Source organism: Marinomonas sp. ABL3_031 (genome assembly GCF_056161265.1).
Genome location: NZ_JBSWYU010000001.1, coordinates 399,934 through 415,199 on the forward strand (window position 1 = coordinate 399,934; position 15,266 = coordinate 415,199).

Sequence of the window (15,266 nt, forward strand, 5' to 3'; positions counted from 1 at the left end):
TATTCTTTATGGGCGATCTTCGAGATTGATCCACTCAGCATGATCAGGCCCTATGTAATCGGCGCTGGGGCGAATAATACGGTTGTTGGCTCTTTGCTCCATCACATGAGCAGCCCAGCCGGTGACGCGAGAGCAAACAAAAATCGGCGTAAAAAGCTTGGTGGGAATGTGCATAAAGCGGTAGGCACTGGCGTGGAAGAAGTCCGCATTGCAAAAGAGTTTTTTCTCGCGCCACATGACAGCTTCACAGCGTTCAGAGACAGCATAGAGATGCTCGTCGCCCACCGCTTCACTTAATTGTTTTGACCATTTTTTAATGATGTCATTACGTGGATCTCGCTCACTGTAAATAGCGTGGCCAAAGCCCATGATCTTGTCTTTATTAGCCAGCATCTTTAACAATACGGCTTCGGCTTCATCTGGGGTGCGCCAGTCTTCAATCATCTCCATGGCGGCTTCATTGGCGCCGCCATGCAAGGGGCCTCGTAAGCTGCCAATGCCGCCGGTAATGCAAGAATGCATATCAGACATGGTGGAAGCACAGACCCGCGCGGTGAAAGTGGAAGCGTTGAACTCATGCTCTGCATACAAAATTAGGGATGCATTCATCACCTGAGTATGGAGTGGATCAGGTGTTTTATCATGCAACATGGTTAAGAAATGCCCCGCCAAAGACGGCTCGTCTGGATTATGCGTGTCGATGCGCACCCCATGATGAGAGAATCGATACCAATAGAGCACCATAGCGGGTAGGGTGGCAACGAGTCTGTTGGCGACTTCTAATTGCTCTTGATGATTTTTTTCGGGTTCGATATTACCTAAAAAAGAGCAGCCTGTGCGCATCACATCCATTGGGTGAGCGTCTTTAGGAATCAGTTCTAAACAGGCTTTTAGGGCATCGGGGAGGGGGCGTAATTGCGTCAATTTGGCCTGATAATTTTCCAGCTCATGACGATTGGGTAATTTGCCATAGAGCAGTAAATATGCCACTTCTTCGAAGCTAGCCTTGTCGGCCAATACGTCTATGCCATAGCCTCGGTAGGTGAGCCCAGCGGCGGCTTTGCCGACGGTACAGAGTGCGGTTTCACCTGCACTTTGACCGCGTAGGCCTGCGCCTGAAAGTACTTTTGCCATTGCCTATCTCCTTTTTTATTGTTACCAAGCTGCACTCAAGCAATGCGTTGGTGTTATTTGAGAATCGTGTCTAGCGTTTTGTTTTATCTGAAATTGTCTGATTATTTTTGGACTATTTTTTAGAGAAGAGCTGATCCAGCTTATCTTCGTAAGCGTGGTAATTTAAAAACTCATATAGCTCGCTTCGTGTCTGCATTTGCTCCACCACTTCTCGCTGGTGGCCATCTTGTAATAGGTGTTGATAGACATTCAGTGCGGCTTTGTTCATGGCGCGAAAGGCGCTCAAGGGGTACAACACCATGTCGACGCCAACACTGGCTAACTCTTCTTTGGAGAAGAGGGGCGTGGCGCCAAATTCGGTGATATTCGCCAACACAGGGACTTTCACCGCACTGACAAACTCTTGATATTGCTCCAATGTCAGCATGGCTTCTGGGAAAATCATGTCAGCTCCGGCTTCAACACAAGCAATGGCGCGTTCAATGGCGGAAGCCATCCCTTCTACTGCCAAGGCGTCAGTGCGCGCCATAATAACAAATTGCTCGTCTTGTCGAGCGTCGACACAGGCTTTGATGCGATCAACCATTTCACCTTGACTGACAATGGCTTTGTTTGGACGATGGCCACAGCGTTTCTGTTGAACCTGATCTTCAATGTGAACGGCAGCGGCACCGGCTTTCTCCATTTGTGCTATGGTCCGCGTGATGTTGAAAGCACCACCAAATCCTGTGTCTATGTCGACAAGAAGCGGTAAATCACAAGCAGAGGTGATGCGTTTTACGTCTTCTAACACATCGTGTAAATCCGTCATGCCAAGGTCGGGCAAACCGTATGAGGCATTGGCGACACCGCCACCCGACAGGTAAATGGCTTGATGGCCTGTTTGTTGAGCCATCATAGCGCAATAAGCATTAATGGTCCCCACGATTTGTAGCGGGGAGTGGCTGGCTACGGCTTGTCTGAATTTGGCTCCGGCTGAGAGTCGACTCATGCTGTTTTCCTTTTATTATTGTTTGCTGGGGCTGAGTTGAGCGGATTGCTCCATGGCTTGTTGTAATAAACGACAAGCTCGGCTGATATGGCGGCGCATTAACAGCTCGGCCAAATCCCCTTCTTGATTGGCAATCGCATCGAGTATGGCCTTGTGTTCACGTAATGCTTGGCGAGGGTCGCTTCGCTGATCAGCAGTGTGACGACGATACATACGAATCACAGCGTACAATTCATGACTTAACAAGCGGATGAGTTTTTGGTTACCACTGGCTTGAATGATACGCAGGTGAAAATCCTCATTACCACCTTGTTGCGCATAGTGTTCATCTTGATTGGCGTCTAAGAAGGCTTGATGTTTATCGAGTAATTCATATAGGCTGGCAATTTCGGTTTTATCCATGCGGCTGGCGGCCAATCTTGCGGCCATGCCTTCCAATGCTTCGCGCATGGTGAAGGTGTCTAGCATGTCAGACAAATTCAATTCAATAACGCGAGCGCCGACGTTTGCGGTACGAGTGACCAGTCCTAACCCTTCCAGTTTTACAATGGCTTCGCGTAAAGGCCCGCGGGAAATGCCATATTGTTTGGCAAGTTCGGGTTCGGAGATTTTACTGCCTTGAGGAATGTCGCCAGTGACAATGGCATTGATCAGCTGTTGGGCGATGTCTTCTGACAGTGTGGCGGACTTTATCGGGATGATCTGGCTCATAATATTGGACTAATTGTTGACAATGTTAGGTTTTATAGTCCTTAAAGAGACAGTTTTCAAGTTAAATTGTCGACAATTTTATTTTTCCTTATTTCATCTTTCCTATTGTAAGGCCTGTAATAGTGCTTTCATCGCAGTGCTTTACTATGCTTTCATGAGAATGTTTTTGGGAATGACTGCAAACAAAAAACACGAGATTGTCGACACTTTGACAAGCTAAGCAGAACAGAGGAAGCCAGATGAAAAAAATGAAAAATGAGGCGGCACTGAGCAAAAAAGCCATTCAGGTTGGGGAAAAATATGCTCTGAAGCGAGGTTATGCTGGTTTTTCGGCGACAATGTCCGCTAATGAAAAAGTCGAAGCCATTTATCGTTTATTGGTATTGGATAAACTCATCGTTGCCTTGCCAGCGGACAAAGAAGATCTACCGAATATGAAACATAAGTTGGCACTGTGGATACAAAAAAACCTGCCTAAAGATGACCCTCTCTTACAATAAACCAAGTTGATTATCCATCACTAAGCCGCTTTGCTGCTTAGTGATAGCAAACTCATTCCTTAAGTATTTAGCCTTGATCTTGGTGTGGACCGCTTTTTTTTATTGTTGTTATGATATAACATTTCTTTCGTGTGGGGTTTTGTATTCAAAGGGGAGATCGTCCATGTCAGCCTGTGTTCCGTTAGTTCAATCTGAGTTATCCACTCAAGATACTATTGCTTCCAGTCAGACGAATAGGTTCAGCAACAATAGAGAAGAGCTAGAGCAGAGAGAAGAGTCAGCGTCAGATCTCAGTATCATGGAATCTGACCCGGTATATTTGAGTGTAGTGAAGTCGACACAACAGCAAGTGCTTAGCGACATTTATCATCCACAAGTTGGCATGGTGGTCTGGCAAAGACCCTTGGACGAAGCATTTGAGTATGCGCAAAGCCTGATGACCAAAGTGCCGCAGTTTAGCTTCAAAGGACAACAAACGCCTCAGCTTGCTGCTAAGTTGTTAGAGAAATTGTTGCCAGAAGCGAAAGGTAAGCAGGCTTTTATTGAGGATGTGACCTTATTAATGGAAATGTTTGCTTGCCTGTTTGACTTACAAGAAGTTGGCTTGCGCTTGGATGTGTTGTCAAAAGCCATGTGCCCGCGTTTTCATGTGGACAAAATTCCTTGCCGCTTGATTACTACCTACGCGGGCGCGGGCAGTGAATGGTTACATGAAGCCCATGTGCAACGAGGGCGCTTAGGGCGAGGTGGTGATGCCAAAGATCACAACTCTGGATTGTTACATCAAGGTCGTATTAATCGCTTAAATGTCGGCGACGTGGCTTTGATGAAAGGCGATGATTGGCCTGCATCACAAGGTCGTGGCATGGTGCACAGATCGCCTTCGGCGAGCAGTGAACAGCCACGTTTATTCCTCAGTTTGGACATGGTATGACCTTACCAGTCGATTGCTTGATGATTCCAATCCCGATACGCTGCTTGAATGTCCATGGGAATGTTATTCATTAAATCAAGCAGTTGTTGGGCCACAAAATCAGGCGTAAAAAGCTTACCTTCGGGGACGGAGCGTTGGAAAGGTTGTGATAAAGGTGTGTCTGTGGTGCCTGGATGAAAGGCGATGAGTTTGACGTTCTTTGCTCTTCTGGCGTATTCAATAGCAGAAGTTTGAATCAGCATGTTAAGGGCGGCTTTGGAGGCGCGATAGCTGTACCAACCGCCCATTTTATTGTCGGCAATACTGCCCACTCGAGCACTAAAGACGGCTACTTGGGTCGCTATTGTGCCTTTTAATACAGGCAATAAATATTTTAACCACAACATGGGCGTAATACTGTTGGCTTCAAAACTCGCCGCCAATTGAGCTGCATTGACGCTTTCAATTTTTCTCTCTGGCTGCATACTGTCGTCGTGCAATAGCCCGTTGCAAATGAATACTTTATGAATTTTCCCTTGAAATGCTTGTAAGCTTTGGCACAGCTCAGCAATGCTGTCTTGCTGATAATCACAGGATATTGCGTTCACTTTATCCATGTTTGGCAGCACCATTTCAGAGCGAGAAACGGCGGTTATTGTCAGACAATCAGAATCCTGCTGTAACTTTTCTATAATGGCTTGAGCGATGGCACTGCTGGCCCCAATCACTAACGCGTGATAATTCGACATGCTGGTCAGTCCTATTATTTCAAATCACAACTGTCTTTCTGACAAGGCTCGCAACGCTTCTTGCCGCTCACAAAGGCGGAAATAGGGTGTCGATAACGGGCAAAAAATAAATACCCCTTGTCAGCAAAGAAGCGAATTACGGGCCAGCGTAAGACTTTCAGCCACTTGTGTTTATTGACTAATTTCCAAGCGGTGCAGGTTACATCGAGACCTTTGATAATGCGTCCATCCGCCAATTGACCATGCAACACTCTGTCAGCGGCAACTGGGTCAATGTGAGGAAAGCGTTGTTGAAAATCGTCGGCATGAAGGTCCTCTAAAATGAGTTGATGCTTGGTGTCGAACTTAGCCAAACTTTTCATCTCAGCGGCACACAAAGGACATTTGCCATCATAAAAAATGGTTAACATGGTTTTTCCCTATTGATTGAGCGTTATCAACTTAAATATACGCAGCACAAGGGAGAAAAGATCAGTCCTCCAACGTAAAGGAGGACGGTTGAGAATTAATAGCTAGGATAGAAAACCAACAGATGCAGTACGCAGACGATCAGTGTCAGTACAAAACGCATGGTGAGGTAAGGTGAGGTAGGAGACGCTTCTGATTCTTCTTGGCGTGTGAATCTGGCTTCCCCCCAAAAAGTGCTAATAAAGCCCAAGAACAATAGGGCAATGGACAACACTTGAATGTCGAGTAATAAAGAAAACCAGGCTGCGACGGCCACGACATTGCTGGAAATAAGTAGGTATTTACTGACTATGCTGGACTCTTTATGAATGAATTGTCCCCACAGAGTCCCTGACAAAAAACTCAAAATAATCGCACCATAGGTAATGAATAGGTACAAACCAGAACGATCAAATAGGGTTGTGTTAGTCCAGCTTAGATAGGTGGCAAACACGAAAGGGATCAAGCCCATGGCCCCCAGTATCATGGTGTAGGGAGAAGCGGAAGTGCGCATTGTTTTACAGCCTTATAAAATAAATGTGCAAATAAGGTGTATTCTAATACGATTGTTCTCATAACTACCAGCTATAAGAGACATACTTTCTGACTTTTTGCATTCGCTGAATCCGCGCTAGATGCCATTGAGCGAAATACGCTCAAAGAGTACAATGTGCGGCTATTAACTATCTTTCCACATTTGGTTGTATGCCAAGTGTCTCTAATTTAACCAATATTGCTTAAGGTGTGTTTAGAAATGCCAGCTAAAACGATGGATGAACTCGTCTCCCTTTGTAAACGTCGTGGATTTATTTTCCAAGGCAGTGAAATCTACGGTGGTATGCAGGGCGCTTACGATTACGGTCCGTTAGGTATTGAATTAAAAAACAACCTAAAAGCGGCTTGGTGGCGCTCTATGGTTTATGAGCGTGACGACGTTGAAGGTTTGGACGCGGCGATTATTCAAAACAAAAACGTGTACAAATACTCTGGGCACGAAGACACTTTCACTGACCCTATGGTGGATTGCCACGAGTGTAAATCTCGTATGCGTGCTGACCACATGAAAGACATCAAGGTATGTGATAACTGTGGTTCAACAGAGGTAACAGAGCCTCGTGACTTTAATTTGATGTTTAAGACTAACGTTGGCCCAATGGTTAACGAAGACTCTTACACTTACCTGCGCCCTGAAACCGCACAAGGTATCTTTACTAACTTCAAAAACGTGGTGGACTCTACATCGCGCAGCTTGCCATTTGGTATTGCACAAATCGGTAAGTCGTTCCGTAATGAAATCACGCCACGTAACTTCATTTTCCGTGTGCGTGAATTTGAACAAATGGAATTGGAATTCTTCTGTAAGCCTGGTGAAGATGAAAAATGGCACGAATTCTGGGTAGAAACCCGTAAACAATGGTGGTTAGACCAAGGTTTATCCGAAGAAAACATCCAGTTTGAATACGTGACGGGTGACGACCTAGCTCATTACTCTAAAGCCACTGTGGATATCTTGTACAAGTTTCCACACGGTTTTGAAGAATTGGAAGGGGTGGCAAACCGTACCGATTACGATTTGGGCTCACACACCAAAGCACAAGACGAATTTGGCTTGTCTGCAAAAGTGAAGAAAAACACCGACTCTACGGCTAAATTGGCGATTCGTGATCTAGAAGCCAACAAATGGGAAGTGCCTTTCTGTATCGAGCCTTCTGCTGGTTTGGATCGTGGTTTGTTGGCTGTCATGACGGAAGCTTACACAGAGGAAGAATTGGAAAACGGTTCAACCCGAACTGTGCTTAAGTTCAAGCCTCATCTAGCGCCGATCAAAGTGGCTATTTTGCCGCTGAAGAAGAACAAGCCTGAAATCGTTGCTTTGGCGAAAGAGCTGAAAAACAAGCTGCAAAAACTGGGTTTGGGTCGTATTCTTTACGAAAACACAGGTAACGTAGGTAAAGGCTACCGTCGTCACGACGAAGTCGGTACACCGATTTGTGTTACAGTAGACTTTGACTCTATCGAACAAGAAGGAGCACCAGTGACGGTTCGTGACCGTGACACCATGGAACAAGTGGTGGTGCCAGCCGCTGAGTTACCGGCTTATGTAATGAACTACTTCATCAATCAAGACTAATCTTTTTCTTGATCGCTTTAATTTATTGATAATCTTAAAAAGCCGTTGTGGAGCAATCCACAGCGGCTTTTTTATTGCTAAGTTTCAGCAATCTAATCCGTAAAATGACCTAACATGCTTATGCTTGATACACGTCATAAAACTGTCTTCTCATCGACTTAAAATCACGTTATATTTTGTAACTGAATAATGGAATAAATAAGGATTACCCCAGATGACATTAGTTAAAAGTACGTTTTTATTGTCGCTATTAATAGGTTTAACGGCCTGTGTTTCTAAGATCGCTGTCCCCCCAGATATGCCCAAAGCCAGTTTTACTGTAACAGTAAACGGCTTTATGGAAGACAGCGGTATCATGAACAATGAATACGTTCGCATCGATATGAACAATGCGGATGACACTTGGGAGGGCTATCATATCGTCAAGCCTGATCAGATTCGCTACGAGCTTGATATTCCTGCTGATCAAGCCTTAACCATGGTGGTAAATCAGATGCAAGGAGGCGGTAAAATTGAGCTTTTCGGAGGTGGCGGCAGCTTTTCAGCATCGTGCGGTATGATCATACCGATACAAGTTTCACCTGGTGATAAAGTGGATTTTGTCTTTAATCTTGAACATGAGAGTAATGAAGACAAGATTGCTGGTGCAGAGATCATTAGTGGTTGCAATGCTCAACTGACCATTAACGATACCGCACCTCAAAAATTGATTGGGGAAGCGTCATTCATAGAACATACTATGTAATTGTGATACTAAAAAAACAGGCCGTTGATTGGCCTGTTTTTTTGTACATTAGAAAAAACGATGGCACATTCATTAGGGAGCTAGCGGTTTGATTCGTATTGAAAAAATGACCACTAAGCATGTGGGTCGAGTCATTGATCTCAAGGTGATGCCAGAACAACAAAGGTTTGTGGGCACAATGACGGACATACTGGCGTTGGCCAATGCACAAATACGCCCTTATATCATTTGTGATCAAGACGAGATTGTTGGTTTTTTCTTATTAGACACAGTGTTCAACAAGTCCCATGACTTTGCCGACCGTCATGACCTTGGCTTAAGAAAGTTTTTCATTGACCAAGCCCATCAAGGAAAGGGTTTTGCCGGTCAGGCTTTGCAGGCTCTAGACTCGCATTTGGTGATAGAATACCGCAGATTCAAGCGTCTTTTATTGACGGTGAATTGTCTAAATACCGCAGCAAAAGCCTGTTATGAAAAAGCCGGATTTAAAGATTCGCAAACCTTATATGAAGGCGGACCATCAGGCCCGCAACACATCATGATCAAATCCTTTTGAGCTGCAGAACCTTTCCTTTCTGAAAATTACACCAATTCTCCACGCGCTGGATAATCTTTATTGATGGCGAAATCGATCGCGCCAAGTACCTCTTTGAAGTTGGGGCGAGCAAAGGGCATGGTACTGATGTTGCTCCAATACAAGGTGCCATCTGGACGCACGAGAAATAAGCCCGGCTCGGTAAATTCCGTTGGCTCTTCTATGCCAATACTGGTGAGACCACGACCCGCGCTACGATGTAATCCCCAATCCTGAGATTGCTTTACCGTTAAGCCGTATGCCAGAGGAAGGTTTTCAATCTCCCATTCGCTTGAAGCCTGTTGAGCGCGTTCTTGAGTGTCCGAGCTCAGGGCCAATACATTCACACCTTTGGCTTGGAAGTCCTCTAATAAGCGACTTAATTCACGCAAGTAATTCTTACAGATAGGGCAATGTAGGCCGCGATACATCACTAGCATAGTGAAATGTTCAGCGCTCTGGTCTGCCAAACGCCACTTGCCTTGTAATGAATCTAACGTGAGTTCGGGTGTGGCTTGTCGTGGTTTTAAAACCTGTGGAGTCATAATGCATCCTCTTGTGGGTGGCTTAACAATGAAGACATCATAGAAGATTAAATGATACGATAGGTGCTCTAAAATATCATAAATGTTGCAGATCGTATTTTTAAAGAGTCATTAATATGGACAGATTGTCTTCCGTGCTAAGTGCCTTTCGACCCAGAACGACGGCGGTGACCGGTATGTCTAGTAAGACAAGTGCACAGCCATTATCTCTGAAAAGCGCCGCTTGCTATTGGCTTTATGCTCTTGATGGGGAAGTACGTTTACATGATCAACAGGGTAAACAACTGACCCTGTGTCATGGTGAAGGCGTGTGGCTCGCATCCGGCATAGTATTTACCTTAACCGCTACAGATGCTCAGCCATCAAGTTTGTTGATCTGTGAATACGATTTTGCCAGCAAAGCACTGAATCCCTTGCTAGATGATGGCTTGCCTTGGGTGACCATTTTGCCGGGGGATGACATTGGCCAGCAATTGCAGCCTTTAAATAGTATTTTGGTACAAGAATTTATCCAAGCGCGTTGTGGTTCTCAAGTGGTTTTGGAACGCTTGGCTGAAGCTCTGTTAGTGCAAATGTTGCGGCTTTTTATGCAAACCAATCGGATACCATCGGGGTTATTGGCTGGGTTAAGTGATGCCAAACTGGCTCGTGCCATTGTTGCCATACATGAGCAACCGCAACAGCCTTGGCACCTAGACGATCTTGCGGCGTTGGCAGGCATGTCCCGTTCCAGCTTCAGTCGCGCCTTTCGTGAAACCCTCGCTATGACGTATCTCACCCTATGGCGCATGCGAGTGGCGGCGCAGAGATTAAAAAATGGCGATAAAAACCTAGCATTACTGAGTGATGAACTAGGCTATCAAAGTGAAGCCGCGTTTCGACGCAGTTTTAAAAAAGTCATGGGCGTGCCGCCCGGCGCGATTCGTAGAGCTTCCTAAGCCTCTTGCCTTAGCAGCCGATGATAGTGCCTCTTTGGCTAATTGCGTGAATTAACTCGCAAAAATCACATTACAGCTTGGCATCTTTATCGCTTGTCGCTATAATTCGTTCCGCTTTTCGGGCCTGTAGCTCAGTTGGTTAGAGCATCCGACTCATAATCGGCAGGTCCCCAGTTCAAGTCTGGGCAGGCCCACCATATAAATAAGCCCTAGTAGGTTAGTTCCTGCTAGGGCTTTTTTGTTCTTATGAGTTCTTAAACATTATCCAATTAATATCATTGAATATTTTTGGATTATTCAACTCAATCAAACATTTTTGATTCTTATCTGCTTAGGGATAAAGTCCTCTTGAAAATTACCTGCCGTTTTTTTACACATTTTGGTGATTTGCTTATTACTTTTCTTTATATAGGTTAATGAAAATCGATCTTATCCATTTAGTCAGGTTTTTGTTACCATGGCGCCGATTTGATCGACCTATGCCGTTTTACACGGAGTAAGCTGGTCTAAACGTCGATGTGTTTAGTTTTAAGGTATGGTTTTTTTATGTGGTTTCCCGTTTTAAATTTAGTGGTGTTTGCGATTTTGTTGGTGGTCTTGTTTCGCCAGCAAAAAGCGGAAAAGTCTTTGTCCGTTCGTGTTTTCACCGGTCTTGGTTTGGGCGTCTTGTTTGGCGCTGTGTTGCAGTTCTTTTATGGGGTGGGCAGTGAGTCGATCACGGCAACCCTTGAGTATGTGAATATTGTTGGTTCTGGTTATGTCAGCTTGCTGAAGATGATCATTATGCCACTGATCTTGGTGTCTATTATTAGCGCCATCGTCAAGGTAAAAGACACAGGTTCATTGGGTAAAATGTCTGGTTCCATTATCGGTATCTTGTTGGCCACCACGGCTGTGTCCGCTTTGATTGGTGTGTTTGTCAGCAACCTATTTGGTTTGTCTGCAGACGGCATAGTGCAGGGCGCTCGTGAGATGGCCCGTGGCGAAGTTTTGCAAACCCGTCTTGATGGTCTTGCCAATGTGTCTTTTGCTGACATGATTCGCTCTTTCTTCCCTGGTAATCCGTTTGCCGATCTAGCAGGTAGTCGTCCAACGTCGACCATTGCGGTGGTGATTTTTGCTGCCTTTATTGGTGTGGCGGGTGTAAAAGTAGCGAAAACTCAACCGGAAATCGGTGAGATTTTCGAGCGCTTTGTTGATGTGTCACAAGCCATTGTTCGTACATTGGTGCGTATGGTCTTGAGCCTAACGCCTTACGGTATTTTGGCGTTGATGACCAAAGTGGTGGCCGGTTCCAACGTGTCTGACATTTTGACTCTGCTGAATTTCGTTGTGGCCTCTTATGTTGGCTTGGCGTTAATTCTAGTGATGCATTTGGTGTTGTTGGCGTTTAATGGTATCTCGCCAATTCGTTACTTGAAGAAAGTCTCTCCTGTGCTCTTGTTTGCGTTCACGTCCCGTTCAAGCGCTGGTACGATTCCTTTAAACATCGAAACACAAACCAAGAGCCTAGGTAACGGTGATGGCGAAGCCAACTTCTCCGCTTCCTTTGGTGCCACCATGGGGCAAAATGGCTGTGCTGGTTTGTATCCTGCTATGTTGGCGGTAATGATTGCGCCGACCATAGGCATTAACCCACTTGATCCGTCTTTCGTCTTGTCTTTGGTGGCGATTGTGACCATCAGTTCATTCGGTATTGCAGGTATTGGTGGCGGTGCGACCTTTGCGGCCTTGATCGTATTGTCCGCGCTTGATATGCCGGTTGCCTTGGCGGGGTTATTGATCTCGATTGAGCCTCTAATCGACATGGGTCGAACGGCAGTCAATGTGAACGGTGCGATGACGTCAGGTACCATTACCTCGAAATGGTTGGGTCACACGGACACAGTGGCATTTGCCAGTGATAATGACGCCAGTGGCGAGCTGAAAAGCGGTTAAGTCATTGATCTAAATATAAAAAAACCACCTGCGGGTGGTTTTTTTATGCTTGTTTGCTTACCCATTAATGGAATGCGTTTGGTATTTTATTGACTGTTATTGGTTTTTTGGGCCACTACCATTCGGCTTAGCACCGCCGCTCGGCTTATTCGTACCGCCGTTCGTCTTATTCGTACCGCCGTTCGGCTTGCGATTACGTCTGGCAGGTGCCAAAGGCTTGCTGCGTAAACCTGGGCCGGGGGTAACATCGGCTTTTGGCGCTGGCTTTTTGGCTTTTTTATTGCCGTTCGCTGAGTTAGCGGCCGCATTGCCTGTTTTGGGTTTCTTAGGCTTTTTTGGTTTCTTCGGCTTAATAGGGCGCGTGTCCAGTGTGGTGTCTGGCAACATATGGGTCGGGAAAAAGTCATCCACATAACGACGTTCAATCAGCTTCTGAGTCAGACGTTCGATGGCTTTAAGTTGATCCAGTTCATCGGCAGACACCAAAGAGATGGCTTGCCCAGTGGCGCTGGCACGACCGGTACGGCCAATACGGTGAACATAGTCTTCCGCCACGTCAGGTAAATCAAAGTTCACCACATGGGGCAATTCTTCGATATCAATGCCGCGTGCCGCGATGTCGGTAGCCACCAGTATGCGAATGCGGCCTTCTTTGAAATCCGTCAGAGCACGTGTTCTGGCTCCTTGGCTTTTGTTGCCGTGAATGGCACTGGCGCGAATGCCGGCGTCTTCTAGTTGTTTGGTAATCTTGTTGGCACCGTGTTTGGTGCGAGAAAATACCAAGGCTTGTTGCCATTGACCTTGGGCAATCAAATCGATCAGTAGATGGATTTTTTGTTTCTTATCGACTGGGTGTAACCACTGTTCAACGGATTTGGCCGTCGCGTTGCGCGGTGTCACCGAAATTTCGACTGGGTTATTCACCAGACCTTTTGCAAGATCCCTGATTTCTGGCGAGAAAGTCGCGGAGAATAAAAGGTTCTGACGTTTCTTCGGTAAAATGGCCAAGACTTTTTTAATGTCGTGAATAAAGCCCATGTCGAGCATGCGATCGGCTTCGTCAAGAATCAAGACTTCCAGTTGATCGAATTTCAGGGCATTTTGATTGTATAAATCCAACAGACGACCTGGTGTTGCGATCAGTACATCGGCACCACGACGCAGTGCCATCATCTGAGGGTTGATTTTCACACCACCAAACACCACGGTCGATTTTAGCGGTAGATGCTGACCGTAGTTTTTCACACTTTCCGCCACTTGAGCTGCCAATTCTCGCGTTGGGGTTAATACCAAAGCGCGAACTTGGTTGCTTTTCGCCAATGGCCCAGCGCTGAGCTTTTCCAGCAGCGGTAGGGTGAAACCTGCCGTTTTACCGGTTCCCGTTTGTGCTGCAGCCATCACATCCTGACCTTCTAGAACGGCTGGAATGGCTTGTGCTTGGATAGGTGACGGTTCAGTGTAGTCTTGTTCTTCAATGGCTTTAAGAATAGGGGCGGACAGACCCAGTTTGGTGAAACTCATAGATGTACTCGTGTCGTGACAAAGGCGGGTGTACAGCTTGACTGTACAAGAATTGCGCGAAGCTTACCCTATATTCTGTTGTGTCGCCATTAAAGATGACATGAGTCGCTTTTTTTTACCTTTAAATTCGCTACCATGATGAACCAAAGTGACCGTATTCGTTAAAGGGCAAAGAGATTGGATCAAAAGAAGCAGGTAATTATTGCTGGTGCTGGCATTGGTGGCCTAACTGCTGCCTTAGCTTTGGCGCAACGTGGTATGCAGGTCGTGGTCTGTGAGCAGGCAGCTCAGTTAGGAGAAGTGGGCGCGGGGTTGCAGATTAGCCCGAATGCCAGCAAGGTATTGCGAGCCTTGGGTTTGGAAAGCCAGTTGCAAGCGCTTGCTTTTGAGCCGCAATACGCCAGCATTCGTGATTATCGCAGTGGCGAATATTATCTGCGCGCCCCTTTGGGTAAAGAGGCAGAATTCCGTTATCGCGCGCCTTATTGGCACCTGCATCGCGCCGATTTACACGCTGTGTTGGCAGAAGCCTGCCAATCCGCTGGCGTCGCCATCCGCTTGAATACGCAGGTGATGGGCTATCAACAAGAAGCGAGCTATCAGCAAGAAGCAGAGAACGTGGTGCTGCAACTGACCAATGGCGAAACCATCACAGGGGACGTATTGATCGGCGCGGACGGTATTCACTCCAAAATTCGAGAGTGCATGCTGGGTGCCGAGCAACCTAGTTTTATGGGGCAGGTGGCGTGGCGTGGCGTCATTCCTGTTGAGGAGTTGGCTGCGGCCATCCAACCGGAAGCCTGTGTTTGGGCTGGGCCAGGTAAACATTTAGTGACTTACTATGTGCGCGGTGGCAAGCAAGTGAACTTTGTGGCGGTGGAAGAGAAGGCCGTTTGGCGTTCTGAATCTTGGCGTGAAGAAGGCGATATTTTGCAATTGCGGCAAGCTTTTAAAGGCTGGCATCCTCAAGTTACTGGCTTGTTGGACGCTGCAAAAAGTAGCTTTATCTGGTCGTTAAATGCCCGTGCTGAGTTAAGTCAATGGTATGAACATCGAGTGGGATTGTTGGGTGATGCTTGTCATCCTATGTTGCCCTTTATGGCGCAAGGTGCGGCCATGGCCATTGAAGACGCTTATGTGCTGGCTGAGCAACTTGATACGTATGATGTCCCTACGGCACTAATAAAGTATGAGGTTATTCGCAAACCCAGAGCCACTAACATTCAACAAATGTCTGCGGCTAATGCGGGCTTGTATCATATGCATGGGGGAGTATTCGGTAAAGCCAAACTCAAAGCCATGCAGCTTGCTACTGCTGTTGCACCTAAGATAATTCAGTCTAAGTTGGACTTTGTTTATGGTCATGATGTCACAAGTTAACATGTCACAAGTTAATAAAAGCACTGGAAATACTAGGTTACAGAGAGAA

Annotated in this window: 16 protein-coding genes and 1 tRNA gene; 9 read left to right on the forward strand and 8 right to left on the reverse strand. The window is 46.2% G+C overall.

The window, feature by feature from the left end:
- Positions 1-6 precede the first annotated feature (6 nt).
- From prpC to ACXAH2_RS01950, 3 genes are all read right to left on the reverse strand, one after another.
- Entirely contained in the window at positions 7-1,134 is a 1,128-nt protein-coding gene (gene prpC, locus ACXAH2_RS01940) for a bifunctional 2-methylcitrate synthase/citrate synthase (RefSeq protein ID WP_475076228.1), read from the reverse strand.
- A 112-nt stretch (positions 1,135-1,246) separates the two neighbouring features.
- The gene (prpB, locus tag ACXAH2_RS01945) at positions 1,247-2,125 is read right to left on the reverse strand and encodes a methylisocitrate lyase (protein ID WP_475076229.1); all 879 of its coding nucleotides are present in this window, start codon (positions 2,123-2,125) and stop codon (positions 1,247-1,249) included.
- Between the two features lie 15 nt (positions 2,126-2,140).
- Complete coding sequence (locus tag ACXAH2_RS01950; protein WP_475076231.1) at positions 2,141-2,836, reverse strand: GntR family transcriptional regulator; 696 nt, start codon at positions 2,834-2,836, stop codon at positions 2,141-2,143.
- Between the two features lie 239 nt (positions 2,837-3,075).
- On the opposite strand from ACXAH2_RS01950, the gene ACXAH2_RS01955 reads away from it, so the two are divergent.
- Complete coding sequence (locus ACXAH2_RS01955) at positions 3,076-3,336, forward strand: DUF5062 family protein (protein WP_394181977.1); 261 nt, start codon at positions 3,076-3,078, stop codon at positions 3,334-3,336.
- Positions 3,337-3,499: 163 nt separating this feature from the next.
- A complete protein-coding gene (locus ACXAH2_RS01960) occupies positions 3,500-4,270 on the forward strand; it encodes a DUF1826 domain-containing protein (RefSeq protein ID WP_475076233.1) in 771 nt (256 codons plus the stop codon).
- A gap of 2 nt (positions 4,271-4,272) precedes the next feature.
- On the opposite strand, the gene ACXAH2_RS01965 is transcribed toward ACXAH2_RS01960, so the two are convergent.
- From ACXAH2_RS01965 to ACXAH2_RS01975, 3 genes are all read right to left on the reverse strand, one after another.
- Positions 4,273-4,998 carry an SDR family NAD(P)-dependent oxidoreductase gene (locus ACXAH2_RS01965; RefSeq protein ID WP_475076234.1) on the reverse strand — a complete coding sequence of 242 codons (726 nt, stop codon included), beginning with the start codon at positions 4,996-4,998 and terminating at the stop codon, positions 4,273-4,275.
- A gap of 14 nt (positions 4,999-5,012) precedes the next feature.
- Positions 5,013-5,408: a thiol-disulfide oxidoreductase DCC family protein gene (locus ACXAH2_RS01970; protein WP_475076236.1), complete on the reverse strand. Its 396-nt coding sequence runs from the start codon at positions 5,406-5,408 to the stop codon at positions 5,013-5,015.
- A 95-nt stretch (positions 5,409-5,503) separates the two neighbouring features.
- Complete coding sequence (locus tag ACXAH2_RS01975; RefSeq protein WP_475076237.1) at positions 5,504-5,959, reverse strand: DUF3429 domain-containing protein; 456 nt, start codon at positions 5,957-5,959, stop codon at positions 5,504-5,506.
- Positions 5,960-6,199: 240 nt separating this feature from the next.
- On the opposite strand from ACXAH2_RS01975, the gene ACXAH2_RS01980 reads away from it, so the two are divergent.
- The 3 genes from ACXAH2_RS01980 to ACXAH2_RS01990 all read left to right on the forward strand — a co-directional run bounded on the left by ACXAH2_RS01980 (position 6,200) and on the right by ACXAH2_RS01990 (position 8,877).
- Complete coding sequence (locus ACXAH2_RS01980; protein ID WP_475076238.1) at positions 6,200-7,576, forward strand: glycine--tRNA ligase; 1,377 nt, start codon at positions 6,200-6,202, stop codon at positions 7,574-7,576.
- A 214-nt stretch (positions 7,577-7,790) separates the two neighbouring features.
- Positions 7,791-8,321, forward strand: a complete 531-nt coding sequence (locus ACXAH2_RS01985) for a hypothetical protein (protein ID WP_475076240.1) — start codon at positions 7,791-7,793, stop codon at positions 8,319-8,321.
- Positions 8,322-8,409: 88 nt separating this feature from the next.
- Positions 8,410-8,877 carry a GNAT family N-acetyltransferase gene (locus ACXAH2_RS01990; RefSeq protein WP_475076241.1) on the forward strand — a complete coding sequence of 156 codons (468 nt, stop codon included), beginning with the start codon at positions 8,410-8,412 and terminating at the stop codon, positions 8,875-8,877.
- Positions 8,878-8,903: 26 nt separating this feature from the next.
- On the opposite strand, the gene ACXAH2_RS01995 is transcribed toward ACXAH2_RS01990, so the two are convergent.
- Positions 8,904-9,440: a peroxiredoxin-like family protein gene (locus ACXAH2_RS01995; protein ID WP_475076242.1), complete on the reverse strand. Its 537-nt coding sequence runs from the start codon at positions 9,438-9,440 to the stop codon at positions 8,904-8,906.
- A 116-nt stretch (positions 9,441-9,556) separates the two neighbouring features.
- Between ACXAH2_RS01995 and ACXAH2_RS02000 the strand changes: the two genes are divergently transcribed.
- The 3 genes from ACXAH2_RS02000 (at position 9,557) to ACXAH2_RS02010 (ending at position 12,316) form a co-directional block, all read left to right on the forward strand.
- Positions 9,557-10,378 carry a cupin domain-containing protein gene (locus ACXAH2_RS02000; protein WP_475076244.1) on the forward strand — a complete coding sequence of 274 codons (822 nt, stop codon included), beginning with the start codon at positions 9,557-9,559 and terminating at the stop codon, positions 10,376-10,378.
- Between the two features lie 120 nt (positions 10,379-10,498).
- Positions 10,499-10,575 (forward strand) — tRNA-Ile (locus tag ACXAH2_RS02005).
- Positions 10,576-10,924: 349 nt separating this feature from the next.
- Positions 10,925-12,316 carry an L-cystine transporter gene (locus tag ACXAH2_RS02010; RefSeq protein WP_475076245.1) on the forward strand — a complete coding sequence of 464 codons (1,392 nt, stop codon included), beginning with the start codon at positions 10,925-10,927 and terminating at the stop codon, positions 12,314-12,316.
- Positions 12,317-12,412: 96 nt separating this feature from the next.
- On the opposite strand, the gene ACXAH2_RS02015 is transcribed toward ACXAH2_RS02010, so the two are convergent.
- Positions 12,413-13,837 (reverse strand): DEAD/DEAH box helicase, encoded by a 1,425-nt coding sequence (locus ACXAH2_RS02015; protein WP_475076247.1) that lies wholly within the window; start codon positions 13,835-13,837, stop codon positions 12,413-12,415.
- A 177-nt stretch (positions 13,838-14,014) separates the two neighbouring features.
- Here ACXAH2_RS02015 and ACXAH2_RS02020 point away from each other — a divergent pair, with 177 nt between their 5' ends.
- Positions 14,015-15,217 carry an FAD-dependent monooxygenase gene (locus ACXAH2_RS02020; protein ID WP_475076248.1) on the forward strand — a complete coding sequence of 401 codons (1,203 nt, stop codon included), beginning with the start codon at positions 14,015-14,017 and terminating at the stop codon, positions 15,215-15,217.
- Positions 15,218-15,266: the final 49 nt, after the last annotated feature.